This window comes from Streptomyces griseorubiginosus (assembly GCF_017614965.1).
In the GTDB taxonomy this organism is placed as follows: domain Bacteria; phylum Actinomycetota; class Actinomycetes; order Streptomycetales; family Streptomycetaceae; genus Streptomyces; species Streptomyces griseorubiginosus_B.
In genome coordinates, this window is record NZ_WVUG01000067.1 from 1 (window position 1) to 14159 (window position 14159).

Genomic DNA, 14159 nt, shown 5'->3' on the forward strand with positions numbered 1-14159 from the left:
GTGTGGACCTGGGGGGTGGTGCGGAGGTCTGGAGGGACGGGTCGGTGGGCGTCTCGGTGGACGCCTCGGTGGACGTCTCTGCAGAGGCCGGGGCGGCCCGGCTGTCGCCCAGCCCTGCGCCACCGCTGATCACCTGGCAGAAGCTGACCGTCCTTCCGGCCGCCGTCCTCGCCGTGCTGCTGGCGACCTGGCTGTGGTTCCGGCAGGCCACGCTCGACCAGATCTCCGAGCACGCCCTCGCGGACGGCCAGGTGTCCAAGGCGTTGTGGCAGCACGTCGAACTGACGGCGATCTCCACCTTCTTGGTCCTGGTCATCGCGATCCCGCTGGGCGTCCTGCTGACCCGCGGGGCGTTCCGGAAGGCCACCCCGGTGGCGATGGCGCTCGCCGACGCGGGCCGGGCGACCCCGGCGATCGGCGTGCTCGCCCTGTCGGCGATCTGGCTCGGCGCCGGCATAAGGGCCGCGCTCCTCGGCATGATCGTCTACGCCGTCCTGCCCGTGCTGTCGAACACCGTCGCCGGGCTCAGGGCGAACGACCCCGCGCTGCTGGAGGCGGCGCGCGGCATCGGCATGTCACCGCTGGGCGTGCTCGGGCGCGTGGAACTGCCGCTCGCCGTCCCGCTGATCCTCGCGGGGGTGCGCACCGCCCTCGTCCTGAACGTCGGCACGGCGACCCTGGCGACCTTCGTCGGGGGCGGCGGCCTGGGCGACCTGATCACCACCGGCATCACCACCCAGCGGATGCCGGTACTGATCCTGGGCTCGGCCCTCACGGCCGTCCTGGCCCTGCTGGTGGACTGGCTGGCGTCCGTCGCCGAACTCATGTTCAGGCCGCGGGGGTTGGAGGCCAGGGGCTCGTGAAGCAGGGCAGGGCGCGGCTTACAAAGGAGTTGTTGCAAAGAAGGCGTTGCAAAGGATCCTTTGCATAGCTACCTTGTACGCATGCCGGAACCAGAGCCCGAGACCCGCAAGGTCCGCCATCTCGACGCGCGTTCACTGCGGGGGCTGGCCCATCCCCTGCGCATGCAGCTGCTGGACTCGCTGCGCTTCGGCGGTCCCGCCACCGCGTCCCAACTCGCCGAGAGACTGGGTGAGTCGAGCGGCGCGACGAGCTACCACCTGCGCCAGCTCGCGACCTACGGCTTCGTCGAGGACGCACCCGAGCACGGCAAGGGGCGGGAGCGGTGGTGGAAGGCCGCCGACGACGGGCTGTACTTCGACGACGCCCTGTTCACGGACGCCAGCCCGGCCGTCCGGGGGGCCATCGACATGGTCATGCACGAGGTGGCCACGAAGCACGCCCAGGAGCTGTCCACCTGGCTCGGCAACCGGCACACCTGGTCCGAGGAGTGGGTCCAGGGCACGGACATGAGCGACATGACGCTACGGCTCACACCCCGGCTCGCTCACGAACTCATCGAGAAGATGCACGCCCTCGTCGAGAGCTACCGCGACCTGCCCGAGGCGGCGGACGCCCCGGACGCCGAGCGCGTACGCATTCACACGCACACGTTCCCGATCAGCACCGACTGACGGAAGGCCACTCGCATGCACCCCGAAACCCACCTCACCCTCCACCACGCCCGGGCCGCCGAGCTCCGCGCCGAGGCCGCCGCACACCGCCTCGCCGCGCGGGCCAGGGTGCCGCTCGATCTGCGCGGCCGGCTGGGCTGGACCCTCGTCGAGGTCGGGCTGCGGCTGGCGTCCGCGAAGCGGCCGGCGCTGGTCGGCTAGCAGCTCGGTACGGAGCCCTTTCCGCCCTCCAACGCCACCAGGGAACTGACCGCACCCTTCAGCGTCGTCACCGGCACCAGGCGCAGCCCCTTCGGCAGTTCCGACTTGGCGTCGCCGCACTCGTCCTTCGGCACCAGGAACACCGTCGCCCCGTCCCGCCGCGCGGCCTGCGTCTTCAGCGCCACGCCACCCACCGCGCCGACCTTCCCGTCGGCGCTGATCGTCCCGGTGCCGGCGACGGTACGGCCCCCGGTCAGATCGCCTCCGCTCCCGTTGCCGTCGAGCTTGTCGATGATGCCCAGCGTGAACAGCAGCCCCGCGCTCGGCCCGCCCACGTCGGCGAGCCTGAGGGTGACCTTCACATCCTTCGCGCTGAGGTCGAGGTACTTCAGCGCCGCCTGGGTGGCCGCGTCCTGCGACTCCTTCATCTGCGCGGTGTTGTGCTGCTCGATCTCCTTCGTGCTCTGCCCGCTCGGATAGACCGAGTCGCGCGGCATCACGGCCTTGTCCGTGGCGAACCAGGCGGAGAGCACGTCCCCGAGCGAGACCCGGGTGTCCGGATTGGTCGCCTCGATGGTCGTCATCCGCAGCTGCCCGCTGGTCTGCCGGGTCTTCGCACCGGAGATCGTGATGACCGGTGTGCCCTGGTTGTCCCCGAGGACGTTCGCCGTCATCCCGGGCTGCGCCAGTGAGAACGGCAGTGGCGCGAACACGGCCGTGGCGATCAGCGCCACGACGGGCGCGGCGCAGACGGCGAGGGCCTGGGGGCGTGTGAGGCGAGAGAGCACGGGATCAATCTAACGTGACGGTGACTTCCGGCCAGGCGTCGGTCGGGCGACGGTCAGCTCACGTACAAGTCTCGCCGCTCCCGTGTGAAGCGCCGCAGTGCGTCCGGCAGCGGTTCGATACCGATCCCGGGGGCGGTCGGGACCGTCAGGTGGCCGTCCTCGAGGACGAAGGGCGCGGTGATGTCCTCGGCGAAGTAACGGGAGGAGGCCGAGGTGTCGCCGGGGAGGGTGAAGCCCGGGAGGGCGGCCAGGGCGAGGTTGGGGGCACGCCCGACGCCCGTCTCCAGCATGCCGCCGCACCACACGGGGACACCGTGCGCGTGCGCCACGTCGTGGATGCGGCGGGCCTCGAGGTAGCCGCCCACCCGCGCGGGTTTGACGTTGACGACCCGGCACGCCTCCATCGCGATCGCGGAGGCGGTGTCGCGGGCGTTGTGGAGGGACTCGTCGAGGCAGACGCGGGTCGTCAGGCGCCGCTGGAGCTGTGCGTGGGCGTGGAGGTTGTTCTCCTCCAGTGGCTCCTCGATCAGCAGCAGTCCGAACTCGTCCAGCCGCCTGAGGTGCTCGGCGTCCGCGAGCGTGTAGGCCGTGTTGGCGTCGACCTGGAGGGGCAGGGCTTCCCCGAAGCGGTCGCGCACCGCCCGTACGGGCTCCACGTCCCAGCCCGGCTCGATCTTCAGCTTGATGCGGACGTAGCCCTCGGCGAGGTAGCGCTCGACGTCGTCCAGCAGCTGCGGGACCGAGTCCTTGATGCCGACGGAGACGCCCGCCGGGACACGGTCGCGGACGGCTCCGAGGTAGGTGGCGAGGGACATGCCGTACGAGCGCAGCTCCGCGTCGAGGACCGCGGTCTCCAGTGCCGCCTTCGCCAGCTCGTGGCCCTTGGTCTTCGCCAGGGCGGGGGCCAGGGCGGCCGTGGTGAGGTGGGTGAGGGCGGTGGCGCGCGGCAGCAGGAAGTCCCGCAGCACGATCTCCGCGCCGGCCACGAACTCGGAGCAGTACCGCGGCTCGGGGTCGGCGGCGAACTCCGACCAGCCCTCGGCCTCGTCCGTGACGACGTGCAGCAGGAAGGTGTCCTTCGTGGTCATCGTGCCGAAGGAGGTGCGGAAGGGGGAGACCAGGGGGATCGCGACATGGACGATCTCGACGCGTTCGAGCTTCATACGGCGGAGTCCTTCCGGGGCTGCCGGGCCTTGCGGGTGAGCGTGTACCAGCCGTCGCGGGACATCCCGGTGGCCGTGAAGCCCTGCGCGAAGGCCTCCGTGAACACCTCGCGGACGGCGTGCCGCCAGCGCAGGGCGAGACGGGGGTCGGCGGAGCGCAGCTTGACTATGTCGTCCGGGACGCGGCACCAGACGTGCCGGTCGGCGCGGTCGCGCCGGGCCAGCGTCCCGCCGTCGGGTGCCGTGTGCGTGGCGGGCGCCGTCTCCCGGTCGCCGGTCTCCTCCGGTGCCTGCGGCCGGGCGAGTTCCCAGGTGACCGTGAGCCGGTCGCTCTCGTCGCCGTCGTTCACGCCGTCGGCCATGGGGCCGTAGAAGTCGACGAGGTACTCGGTGCCGGTCGCGCCCAGTTTCGCGAGGTTGAAACGGGCGTTGCGGCCGATCAGCGGGTCGAAGGTCCAGCGCATGGTGCGGGCGCCGAGGTCCAGGGCCCAGGCGCGCTGGGCCTGCTTCACGTGGTAGCCGAGGCCCTGGTCCGCGGCGGCGACCAGCGAGTACGTGGCCCGGTCCGGCCCGAACACGGCGGCGGACGCCCCGGCGAGCCGGGTCCCGTCGTAGGCGGCGTGCACGGCGCCGCCCGCGTGGACGAGGCTGCGCAGCACCTCGGCCGGGTAGGGCGGGGAGGTGCGCGGGGTCTGCCACACGTCGCTGAAGTGGTCGGCGACGGCCGTGAGGCCGGCGACGTCGTGGACGGTGCGGATGGTCACTCCGGGCGGGCGGTCGATCGTCATGCGACGAGTGTCGTCGGCGGGCGCGGCCGGCACATTGTGCGAGCGGACAAGGCGCGCGTACGTTCGTTTCCGGATCGGCCAACCGTTCGCCCCCTCACCACCGGCCCCAGGAGGAACCCATGGACGCCTGCACGCTCGGCGACCTCCTGGACGTCATCGGCGGACCCTCCGTCCATCTGCACACCGCCCCCGCCGGACTCGCCGTCCCCGTCACCGAGGCGCTGCTGTACGACGCCCATGCCCCGCAGCCGGACGCCCCGGGCGCGCTGCTCCTGGCGGTCGGCGTACGGGCGGCCGCGGCCGGACCGCTGGTCCGCACGGCCGCACGGGCGGGGATGACCGGGCTCGTCGTACGCGGCCCGGACGGCCCGGTCGGGGAGGCCGAGGCGCACGGCGTGGCGCTGCTGTCGGTCGACGAGGACGTGGCCTGGCACCAGGTGCATCTGCTGCTGTCCTCGGCGATCGGTGCCCGGCCCACGCCGTCGGCCGGCGGTCTCGGGGACCTGTTCGCGCTGGCGGACGCCGTCGCGGCGGCGACCGGCGGGGCGACGGCCGTGGAGGACCCGCGCCAGCGGATCCTCGCCTACTCCACCGTGCCCGGCCAGCCGGTCGACGAGGACCGCCGACAGGGCATCCTCGGCCTGCGGGTCCCGGTCGGCGCGGCCGACACCGAGCAGTACCGGGCGCTGTTCGCGGCCCCGGGCGCGCTGCGGCTGCCCGCGCTGCGGGACGGTGACCTGCCCCGTCTCGCGGTCGCCGTCCGAGCGGGCGGCGAGACGCTGGGCTCGGTCTGGGTGGTCGACGACGGCACGCTCGCGCCGGACGCCGAGGACACCCTGACCCAGGGCGCGTCCACGGCGGCGCTGCTCCTGCTGCGGGCCCGGGCGGCCCAGGAGCTGGCCCGCCACCACAACAGCGATCTGCTGCGCCGTCTGCTCGACGGCACGGCGGACGCGGCGAGCGCCGCGCAGCGCCTGGGCCTCGACGGGCCGATGCGGGTCGCCGCGTTCGTCCTCGACGCCGCGAGCCTGCCGGACGCCGAGCAGACCGCCCTGCGCCTGCTGGACGTCGTACGGCTGCAGTGCGAGGCCCGTTACGGGCGGCACGCGTGTGTGCCGGCCGACGGGGTGGTGTACGCGGTCCTGCCGGGGCCAGGTACGCGGCACAAGCGGCTGGCCGAGGACATCGTGGCGCGGGCGGGGCAGGCCTTGCGGGTTTCGGTGCGGGCCGCCCTGGGGGACGTGGTGGCGGGGCCGGCGGAGCTCGCGGGGTCGCGTCAGGACGCCGAGCTGGTGCTGCGGGTGCTCGGACCGGAGCTGCCGGTGGCCACGCTGGACGAGGTGCGTCCGCGGGTGACGCTGCTGCGGCTGGCGGAAGTGCTGGGCGAGCAGCGGGAGTTGAGCGAGGGAGCGTGGCGCCGGGTGCTGGCGCACGACACGGAGCACGGCACCGAGTACGCGCGCACGCTGGTCAGTTGGTTCGACGCGGGCTGCGACATGGCGGGGGCGGCGAAGCTGCTCGCCGTGCACCCGAACACCTGCCGCTACCGACTGCGGCAGGCGCAGCAGCACGTCGGGATCGACCTCGACGATCCCGACGAACGGCTGGTGCTGTGGCTTCAGTTGAGGACGCTGGCCGGCCTCACCGGAGCCACGCCCTGAGCCGTTCCTCACAGGTGCGCAGGTGCTCCAGGCGGGCGTACTCCCCCGCCGCGTGCGCAAGCCCCGCCGCGTGCGCAAGCCCCGCCGCGGCGCGGCTCAGCGCAGGGCTTGGGCGACTCCGGGGGGCGCGACTCAGCCCACAACCTCGGCAGCCCCCCAGGGCCGCGGCTCAGCGCAGGGCTTCGGCGACCTCCGGGGGCGCGACGAAGCGCACGACTTCGGCGGCCCCCGGGGGCGTCTCAGCCCACGACCTCGGCAGGGGTCCGCAGCTCAGCGCAGGGCTTCGGCGACCTCTCGTGCCGCGTCGACGACCCGGGGGCCGACCCGCTCCGGTACCGCGTCGGCCAGCATCACGACGCCGACGCTGCCCTCGACGCCCGTTACCCCGAGCAGCGGGGCCGCCGCACCGCTCGCGCCGGCCTCCAACTCCCCGTGGGTCAGCGTGTACCCGGGCTCCCCCACGGGCTTGGCCCGCGCGGAGAGGATCGCCCGGCCGGCGGCGCCCCGGTCGAGCGGGTGCCGGAAGCCCGCCCGGTAGGCCACGTGGTAGTCCGTCCAGGTCGGCTCCACGACGGCGACGGCCAGCGCGTCCGCCCCGTCCACCAGCGTCAGATGCGCGGTCGCCCCTATGTCCTCGGCGAGCGAACGCAGCGCCGGCAGCGCGGCCTCGCGCACCAGCGGATGCACCTGCCGCCCGAGCCGCAGCACGCCGAGCCCGACCCGGGCACGGCCGCCCAAGTCCCGCCGTACCAGCGCGTGCTGTTCGAGCGTGGCGAGCAGCCGGTACACGACTGTCCGGTTGACGCCCAGTTTGTTGGAAAGCTCGGTGACGGTCAGCCCATGGTCCGTGTCGGCCAGCAGCTTGAGGACACGCAGTCCTCGGTCGAGCGTCTGAGAGGTCTCCGCGGTCACGACGCCCACTCCTCCAAGTGGTGAGGTCGGCGGTCTCCGCGCGACGATGCGTCACCGAGTCCCGTCAGTGACGCGCAACAGAGGCCGCCGATCGGCCGGCGGTCCGGCCGATACCGGACCGCGTCGCTTCACGGCTGCGCTCCGCGGCGGCGCTGCCACGGGGCGTGTGCGTAGCGGGACATTAGCGGTGCGGGTTCGCTGAGCGGAAGTCTCCGTCCAGAATCCGGGCACTGGCCGGGACCGGACTACCTCTGTTTGTCCTGATACGGACGGTGCGCCACCGTGTCCCCGCAGGGCGCCCGGCGTCACTTCATGCGGGTCGCCCACTCCTGCACCTTGGCGATCCGCTGCCGGAGCTGACCGGCCGTGGCCTCGGCGCTCGGCGGCCCGCCGCAGGTGCGCCGCAACTCGGTGTGGATGACACCGTGCGGCTTGCCGCTCTGGTGGACGTACGCGCTGACCATGGTGTTGAGCTGCTTGCGCAGCTCCATCATCTCCTTGTGCGAGACCACGGGCCGCCGCTCGGCGGGCAGCTCCAGCAGGTCGGCCTCGGCGTCCGGCTTCTTGCGGCTGTGCGCGATCTGCCGCGCCTGCCGCTTCTGCAGCAGCAGCTGCACCTGGTCGGGCTCGAGGAGTCCCGGGATGCCGAGGTAGTCCTGCTCCTCCTCGCTGCCCGGGTGGGCCTGCATGCCGAACTCGGCGCCGTCGTACAGCACCCGGTCGAAGACGGCCTCGGACTCCAGCGCCTCGAAGGCGAACTGCTCCTGCTCGCCGGTGTCCTCGTCCTGCTCCTTGTTCGCCTCCTCCATCTCCTTCTCGGACTCGGCGTACGGGTCCTCCTCGCCCTCCTTCTTCGGCTTGTCGAGGGCGTGGTCGCGCTCGACCTCCATCTCGCCTGCGAAAGTGAGCAGGTCGGGGACGGTCGGCAGGAAGACGGAGGCGGTCTCGCCACGCCGCCGGGACCGCACGAAACGCCCCACGGCCTGGGCGAAGAAGAGGGGGGTGGAGATGGTGGTGGCGTACACCCCGACCGCGAGCCGCGGCACGTCGACGCCCTCGGACACCATCCGCACGGCGACCATCCACCGGTCGTTGCTCTGGCTGAAGTCGTCGATCCGCTTCGAGGCACCGGCGTCGTCGGACAGCACGAGGGTCGCCCTGCTGCCGGTGATCTCGCGGATGAGCTTGGCGTAGGCGCGGGCGGAGTCCTGGTCGGAGGCGATGACGAGGGCGCCTGCGTCCGGGATGCCCTTCCTGACCTCGGTCAGCCGCTGGTCGGCGGCGCGCAGCACGCTGGGCATCCACTCGCCGCGCGGATCCAGGGCCGTACGCCACGCCTGGCTGATCGCGTCCTTGGTCATGGGCTCGCCGAGCCGGGCGGCGATCTCGTCACCGGCCTTGGTCCGCCAGCGCATGTTGCCGCTGTAGGAGAGGAAGATGACCGGCCGCACGACGTGGTCGGCGAGGGCGTTGCCGTAGCCGTAGGTGTAGTCGGCGGCGGAGCGCCGGATGCCGTCGTTCCCCTCCTCGTACGTGACGAAGGGGATCGGGTTGGTGTCGGAGCGGAAGGGCGTACCGGTGAGCGCGAGGCGGCGGGTGGCCGGCTCGAAGGCCTCCAGACACGCCTCGCCCCAGGACTTGGAGTCACCGGCGTGGTGGATCTCGTCGAGGATGACGAGGGTCTTGCGCTGCTCGACGCGGTTGCGGTGCAGCATGGGCCGTACGCCGACGCCGGCGTAGGTGACCGCGACGCCCTGGTAGTCCTTGCCGAGCGGGCCCGCGCTGTACTCGGGGTCCAGCTTGATCCCTATCCGCGCCGCCGCCTCCGCCCACTGCTTCTTCAGGTGCTCGGTCGGCGCGACCACGGTCACCTGCTGCACGACGTGGTGGTGCAGCAGCCAGGAGGCGAGCGTCAGCGCGAAGGTCGTCTTGCCGGCGCCGGGTGTGGCGACGGCGAGGAAGTCACGCGGCTGCTCCCGGACGTACTTCTCCAACGCCCCCTGCTGCCAGGCACGCAGCTTGCTGGCGGTGCCCCAGGGGGCGCGGCCGGGAAAGGCGGGAGAGAGGTGGTGGGAGTGCGAGCTGGCGGCGGTGGTAGTCACGGTCTCCGTGGGGTGGTCGGGCGGCTCGATGGCGAGGGTTGAGGGCGGCTCGGCTACGTATGACAACCGGGCCACCCTACCGGCGGGCCCCTGCTGTCCATGCGCGTACCGGGGCGGGTCGCCCGTGGGTGGGATCGAGGTCACAGTCGGCACGGAAGGCTCCTCACCGCACCTCTGTCACCGCGTGGCGTGCCCGGCGGCCGTCACCCGCGTCGCCACCCACGCCCCCACCAGCGCCACCACGGCCATCGGCAGGAACACGGCGGCGAAGGCGGCCGGATGGTGTCCCGCGCCGGAGGCCGCGGCCTCGGTCGCGGTAGAGGTCGCGGTCGCCGTGTGGGCCACCGCCCCGCCGCCCAGCGCCGCGAAGGCCGCACCGCCCGCCGACAGCAAGACCACGTTGGACAGGCCGTCCGAGATCTGCAGCGCGGCGGAGTTGGCGCCGGCCTCCTCGGGGGCGGACAGCTTCAGCAGCAGCACGCTGGTGGAGGCGATCACCAGGCCCATCCCGAAACAGCCGAAGGCCCAGGCGACGGCCACGGTCCAGGCGGGCACGGAGTCGACCAGCACACTCGGGGCGGCGGCGATGGCGGCGGCCACCAGCACCATACCCACCACCATCAGCCGTTCCCGGTACGGCTGGACGCGCGCCCGCGACTGCACCCAGGACCCCACCGCCCAGGTCACCCCGCCCGCCGCGAGGGAGAACCCGGCGAGCGTCGGCGACAGGCCGCGCTGGGTGACCAGCATCAGCGGCACGAAGGACTCGGCGGCGATGAACGACCCCGCCGCGACCCCGCGCAGCAGCACCACCGAGGGCAGCCCGCGCGCCGCCCGGTACGTGCCGCGCGGGAGCAGCCCCCGTACGGCCGGCACGAGCAGTGCGGTGCCCGCGAGGGCGGGGAGCAGGGAGAGCGGGCGCAGGTCCTGGGCGGCGTACTGCAGGAAGCCGGCGCCGAGGGAGATGGCGAGGGCGAGCCGAATGCGCCGCCGGTCGCCGGAGGCGTCCGCGCAGCCGTCGACCGGGCCGGCGGCCCGGCGCCGGATCTGCGGCAGCGCGATCGCCAGCGGGAAGACGACGAGCGCCGGGATCCCGAGGAACACCCAGCGCCACCCGAGATGTTCGGTCACCGCGCCCGCGGCCAGCGGGCCCACCACGGACGGTACGACCCAGCTCGCCGCGAAGGCCGCCATGATCGCCGGCCGCAACCGCTCCGGATAGGCGCGCCCGACGACGACGTACAGGGCGACGATCACCAGCCCGCCGCCGAGCCCCTGCACGGCCCGACCGAGGACGAACACCCACATGACCCCCGCGGTCCCGGCCACCACCAGCCCGGCGGCGAACGCGCCGATCCCGGTCGTCAGCGCCCCGACCGGTCCCCGCCGGTCCGACCACCGCCCGGCGAGCACCATCCCGAACAGACTGGTCGTGAAGTACCCCGAGAACGCGAACGCGTACAGCCCGACCCCGTCCAACTCCCGCGCGGCGACGGGCATCGCGGTCCCCACGGCGGTCGCCTCGAAGGCGATGAGCAGCACGACGGACACGATCCCGACACTGAGCGCCCGGTAGGCCCGCCCCAGCACGCTGTCACCAGCGGTTCCCTCTACGACTACGGCGTCACGCGGCTCCAGGACGGTCATGCCCGCCAGCGTAAGGTCCACAACCCCCGTTGACCCCTGTCGGGGGTCCCTTCCGCCCTGCGACCTTGGTCGTAGGCCCCTTTCATGAACGGCGTATGGCAGTCCCGTTGCGGCGCCACGGATTCCCTTGAGCCCCACACCCACCCCGCCCTACGGTCGTGCCAACGACACGGCCGTGTGCCCGAGTGGTTCAGGGACTCGCCTGCAAAGCGAGTTACGCGGGTTCGATTCCCGCCACGGCCTCCACGAAGTCTCGAGCCTGCGCCCAGTGGTGCGGCGCCTCTACCATGTGGCCCGTGGACTGGGGGACTCTTGTGGGCACCGCGCTCGGTGCCCTTCTCGGTGTCAGCACAACCCTTCTTGGGGAACGGTCGCGATGGCATCGGGAGGACGCGTCCCGCGAGCGTGCCGCAAAACGACAGCTCTACAGCGAATATCTCGGGGCGCTCTGGCTCACGCAGCACCGGCTACGAGATCTACAGCGAAGCACCGCGCTGACCAGGGAGGAGCGCATCGAGCAGTCCGGGGAGATCCTCGGGGCCGCCAACGCCTTTCGGCTCCTCTACGAGATGCGCATCATGGCGCCCGAACCTCTCGACGAAGTGGCCACTCAGGCCTTCCGGAAACTCCTACGCCTTCGGGATCGCTTCGAAGAGCCAGACGTGACCACTGATCCGGAGTGGCCGGCCAGCAGCGCGGCATTGAGCGAGGCACTCGAAACGCTGCGGCATGCGATGCGTTCAGACGTCCGCTCTCTCTAGGCAGTCCGAGTGAGCTGGGGTTCTGAGCAGTCCGGAGTGAGGCGTCGGCCGGTGGGATCGGTGGGGGTCAGCCCGCTGAGCAGAGGCCGTCGGTCGGGCAGAACATCACCCAGGTGAAGTTGTAGCCGGTCCGTACGGTCACGGGGTTCGGTGTGGGGCCGTCGTTGATGTAGGAGCCGGGGTCGGGTGTGGCGGTGAAGATGACCGTCGTGCCGACCTGGAAGGTCGCGGTACAGGTTCCGGTCGGGTTCGGGGCCGGATCGCCCGCGTACGGATCCCACGCCGACGTATGGCAGTTGATCCCGGCGGGTTGGCTGGTGATGGTTCCGCCGCCCCAGCCGTCACTGACGTACGCGGACAGTTGAGCGGTGGACTGCGCCTGTGCCGGGGCGACGGAGGCGATCGCGGCGGCCGTGGCGAGTGCGGTGACGACACCGGTCGCACGCCAAGCGCCGTGTCTGGTCTTCCTCATGGGAGGCTCCTCGGATCGAACCATGTCGACCCCCTGTGACCAGCCTATTCGCCGCCCCGGATCTGCGCTACGGGAGCGCGGGGTCAGAGGACCCCGCCCGGCTCGTCCTGGAAGGCCTGGGTCCAGTAGTGCCAGTCGGCTGCGGTGGCGGTGGTGGTCGCCGTCGGGTCGATCGCCGTGAGGACCTGGAGCATGGTGGCGGCCAGTTGGTCGTAGGCCTCGGTGGACAGCTCGTGGGAGAGCGCCCGGTCGATGGTGCGCTCGCGGTGGTGCAGCCACAGGGTGAAGGCCAGGGTGGAGACGTCCGTGTTGAGGGGGTACAGCCTCGCCTCGGGCTCGCTCCAGTTGAGGACCTCGCCCGTCGCGCCGTCCACCACCAGGCTGTTGTCCTCGACCAGATGGCCGAGGCGTATCAAGTGGTCGGCCCGGGCGGGGAGTTCGAAGGGGGACGCGGTGCCGGGGCGGTCGTCCGCCGCGTATTCGGCCAGGGTCTGGAGGGGGACCTCGGTGTCCAGGTGGAAGAGCACCGTCTGCTCCGGCAGGCCCGTCCCGCGCAGGAAGCGGCGGGTCGGCTCATGGGTGAGGGTCGACGGGAAGTCGACGTCCTCGTAGCGCGCCACGCGCCCGTGCCCGAACTCCTCGTCCAGGAGGCGGGCGGGGACGTCCAGGGTGAGGCCGGAGTCCGTGCCGGGGCCGGCCACGAGGGCGAGGGGGCGGATCAGCGCCGCGGCCTTCCAGTACGGCGGGACCCGGCCGTCCGTGCCCTCCTCGAACAGGGCCAGGAGCCGGCGGGAGGCCTCGGCCGCGGCCTTGGTTCCATGGCGGCCCGCGTAGGAGGCGAACTGGCCGCGCAGGTCCGCCAGTTCCTCGGTCACCGCCGCGAACCGCACCAGCGCCTCAAGCGAGGGCGCCAGCGGGCGGCTGTCCATCAGCTCGAACAGGTACGCCGTGCTGATCTCGCCGGTGCCGCCGTCGAGGAGGATCGACTCCGGGTCCATGCCGGCCGGGGCGAGAAGCTCACCTATGACCAGCCGGTCCCGCAGCTCCGTCGGCAGGTCGGGATCGTCGGCGTCGGTGGACTGGGCCACCGTGCGCAGGCCGCGGGTGCGCAGGGCCGTGAACGTCAACAGGGCGCCGTCGGAGGGGAGTCCGGGGCCTGTCAGCCGGTGCCGCGTCGGCGCGTGCGTGACGTAGGGATCGAGTTGGTCCGCGGTGAGTCTGATCACCTCGACGGCGGTGTCGGTCCTGCTCATTGCTTCCCCCGCATGTGTTGCATCACATGAACTTCGTTGTGCGTGGGCTCGACTGCCGGCCGTCAGCCACCGGCCGTCACCCACTGCCAGAACATTACGCCCCGCCACTGACAACGCCCTGGAATTACCCCGGCCGCCGCAGCCGCCGCCAACGCAGCCAACGCAGCCGCCGACGCAGCCGCCGACGCAGCCGCCGACGCAGCCGCCGACGCAGCCGCCGACGCAGCCGCCGACGCAGCCGCCGACGCAGCCGCCGACGCATCCGCCGACGCATCCGCCGACGCATCCGCCGACGCATCCGCCGACGCATCCGCCGACGCATCCGCCGACGCATCCCAGGACGCTCAGCGCACCCTCGCCCGTTCCCGCCCCGCGATAATCGCCTCCACCGTCTCCCCCACGCTCAGCCCCGTGGTGTCCAGCCACAGCCCGAGCCGCGGCGTCGCCCCCCGCAACACCCCGTCCAACTCCGCCACCGTCCAGGTCCCGTACCCCGTCTTCGCCCGCCCGGCCTCCCGCGCCGCGACCGCCTCGGGGCTCGGCGCCAGGACGACGACGTACAGGGGGCGGGTGCGGAACAGGTCGACGTACGCGGTCAGTCGCTCCCCGAGGACGACGTCCTGCACCACCGCCGTGAAGCCGGCCTCCGCGTACGCGTCCGCCGTGTTCGCCGACAGGCGGTGGCGCAGGCGTAGTTGGGACTCGGCCTCGGCGCCGGCGTCCGGGGCGTAGTCCTCGCGGCCGGAGACGATCATGCGGCGGAAGGTGTCGCCCCGCACGTGTGCCGCTCGCGGCAAGCGTTCCGCGAGCGCCTGCGACACCGTCGACTTGCCCGACGCCATCACTCCCGTGACGACGACCACGCCCCGCACCGCG

14 protein-coding genes and 1 tRNA gene are annotated in these 14159 nt (G+C 72.5%); 6 read left to right on the top strand and 9 right to left on the bottom strand.

Annotated elements, in window-relative coordinates; genetic code table 11:
• The first annotated feature begins 101 nt into the window (after positions 1–101).
• The 3 genes from GRC12_RS15490 (at position 102) to GRC12_RS15500 (ending at position 1736) form a co-directional block, all read left to right on the top strand.
• Positions 102–863: an ABC transporter permease gene (locus GRC12_RS15490; protein WP_244372884.1), complete on the top strand. Its 762-nt coding sequence runs from the start codon at positions 102–104 to the stop codon at positions 861–863.
• 81 nt (positions 864–944) lie between these two features.
• Positions 945–1535 (top strand): winged helix-turn-helix domain-containing protein, encoded by a 591-nt coding sequence (locus GRC12_RS15495; protein WP_133046304.1) that lies wholly within the window; start codon positions 945–947, stop codon positions 1533–1535.
• A gap of 15 nt (positions 1536–1550) precedes the next feature.
• Positions 1551–1736, top strand: coding sequence for a hypothetical protein (locus tag GRC12_RS15500; RefSeq protein ID WP_208779831.1), 186 nt, complete (start codon positions 1551–1553; stop codon positions 1734–1736).
• Here GRC12_RS15500 and GRC12_RS15505 read toward each other — a convergent pair.
• The 3 genes from GRC12_RS15505 to GRC12_RS15515 are packed head-to-tail and all read right to left on the bottom strand — an operon-like array spanning position 1733 to position 4475.
• A complete protein-coding gene (locus tag GRC12_RS15505) occupies positions 1733–2524 on the bottom strand; it encodes a YlbL family protein (protein WP_208779832.1) in 792 nt (263 codons plus the stop codon). The genes GRC12_RS15500 and GRC12_RS15505 overlap by 4 nt on opposite strands.
• Before the next feature lie 53 nt (positions 2525–2577).
• Entirely contained in the window at positions 2578–3687 is a 1110-nt protein-coding gene (menC, locus tag GRC12_RS15510; protein WP_208779833.1) for an o-succinylbenzoate synthase, read from the bottom strand.
• The gene (locus tag GRC12_RS15515) at positions 3684–4475 is read right to left on the bottom strand and encodes a chorismate synthase (RefSeq protein WP_208779834.1); all 792 of its coding nucleotides are present in this window, start codon (positions 4473–4475) and stop codon (positions 3684–3686) included. Before GRC12_RS15515 ends, menC begins: the two co-directional genes overlap by 4 nt.
• 119 nt (positions 4476–4594) lie before the next feature.
• Here GRC12_RS15515 and GRC12_RS46405 point away from each other — a divergent pair, with 119 nt between their 5' ends.
• Complete coding sequence (locus tag GRC12_RS46405) at positions 4595–6136, top strand: PucR family transcriptional regulator (protein ID WP_208779835.1); 1542 nt, start codon at positions 4595–4597, stop codon at positions 6134–6136.
• A 270-nt stretch (positions 6137–6406) separates the two neighbouring features.
• On the opposite strand, the gene GRC12_RS15525 is transcribed toward GRC12_RS46405, so the two are convergent.
• From GRC12_RS15525 to GRC12_RS15535, 3 genes are all read right to left on the bottom strand, one after another.
• The gene (locus GRC12_RS15525; protein WP_133046296.1) at positions 6407–7048 is read right to left on the bottom strand and encodes an IclR family transcriptional regulator; all 642 of its coding nucleotides are present in this window, start codon (positions 7046–7048) and stop codon (positions 6407–6409) included.
• Between the two features lie 305 nt (positions 7049–7353).
• Positions 7354–9150, bottom strand: coding sequence for a DEAD/DEAH box helicase (locus tag GRC12_RS15530; protein WP_208779836.1), 1797 nt, complete (start codon positions 9148–9150; stop codon positions 7354–7356).
• A gap of 177 nt (positions 9151–9327) precedes the next feature.
• On the bottom strand, positions 9328–10797 hold the full coding sequence (locus GRC12_RS15535; RefSeq protein ID WP_208779837.1) for an MFS transporter: 1470 nt from the start codon (positions 10795–10797) through the stop codon (positions 9328–9330).
• Positions 10798–10968: 171 nt separating this feature from the next.
• Between GRC12_RS15535 and GRC12_RS15540 the strand changes: the two genes are divergently transcribed.
• A tRNA-Cys gene (locus GRC12_RS15540) sits at positions 10969–11043 on the top strand.
• Between the two features lie 50 nt (positions 11044–11093).
• Positions 11094–11558 carry a hypothetical protein gene (locus GRC12_RS15545; protein ID WP_208779838.1) on the top strand — a complete coding sequence of 155 codons (465 nt, stop codon included), beginning with the start codon at positions 11094–11096 and terminating at the stop codon, positions 11556–11558.
• A 67-nt stretch (positions 11559–11625) separates the two neighbouring features.
• Here the strand turns inward: GRC12_RS15545 and GRC12_RS15550 are convergent, their stop codons facing one another.
• From GRC12_RS15550 to GRC12_RS15560, 3 genes are all read right to left on the bottom strand, one after another.
• Positions 11626–12030: a hypothetical protein gene (locus tag GRC12_RS15550; RefSeq protein WP_208779839.1), complete on the bottom strand. Its 405-nt coding sequence runs from the start codon at positions 12028–12030 to the stop codon at positions 11626–11628.
• A gap of 83 nt (positions 12031–12113) precedes the next feature.
• A complete protein-coding gene (locus tag GRC12_RS15555) occupies positions 12114–13283 on the bottom strand; it encodes an SUKH-4 family immunity protein (RefSeq protein WP_208779840.1) in 1170 nt (389 codons plus the stop codon).
• Between the two features lie 344 nt (positions 13284–13627).
• Positions 13628–14155, bottom strand: coding sequence for an AAA family ATPase (locus tag GRC12_RS15560; RefSeq protein WP_208779841.1), 528 nt, complete (start codon positions 14153–14155; stop codon positions 13628–13630).
• Positions 14156–14159: the final 4 nt, after the last annotated feature.

What these genes read in the sequence shown, in the direction of transcription:
- GRC12_RS15495 (WP_133046304.1), top strand. Translation starts at nt 945, where the DNA reads ATGCCGGAACCAGAGCCCGAGACCCGCAAGGTCCGCCATCTCGACGCG.
- GRC12_RS15500 (WP_208779831.1), top strand. Translation starts at nt 1,551, where the DNA reads ATGCACCCCGAAACCCACCTCACCCTCCACCACGCCCGGGCCGCCGAG.
- menC (WP_208779833.1), bottom strand. Translation starts at nt 3,687, where the DNA reads ATGAAGCTCGAACGCGTCGAGATCGTCCATGTCGCGATCCCCCTGGTC.
- GRC12_RS15515 (WP_208779834.1), bottom strand. Translation starts at nt 4,475, where the DNA reads ATGACGATCGACCGCCCGCCCGGAGTGACCATCCGCACCGTCCACGAC.
- GRC12_RS46405 (WP_208779835.1), top strand. Translation starts at nt 4,595, where the DNA reads ATGGACGCCTGCACGCTCGGCGACCTCCTGGACGTCATCGGCGGACCC.
- GRC12_RS15535 (WP_208779837.1), bottom strand. Translation starts at nt 10,797, where the DNA reads ATGACCGTCCTGGAGCCGCGTGACGCCGTAGTCGTAGAGGGAACCGCT.
- GRC12_RS15550 (WP_208779839.1), bottom strand. Translation starts at nt 12,030, where the DNA reads ATGAGGAAGACCAGACACGGCGCTTGGCGTGCGACCGGTGTCGTCACC.
- GRC12_RS15555 (WP_208779840.1), bottom strand. Translation starts at nt 13,283, where the DNA reads ATGAGCAGGACCGACACCGCCGTCGAGGTGATCAGACTCACCGCGGAC.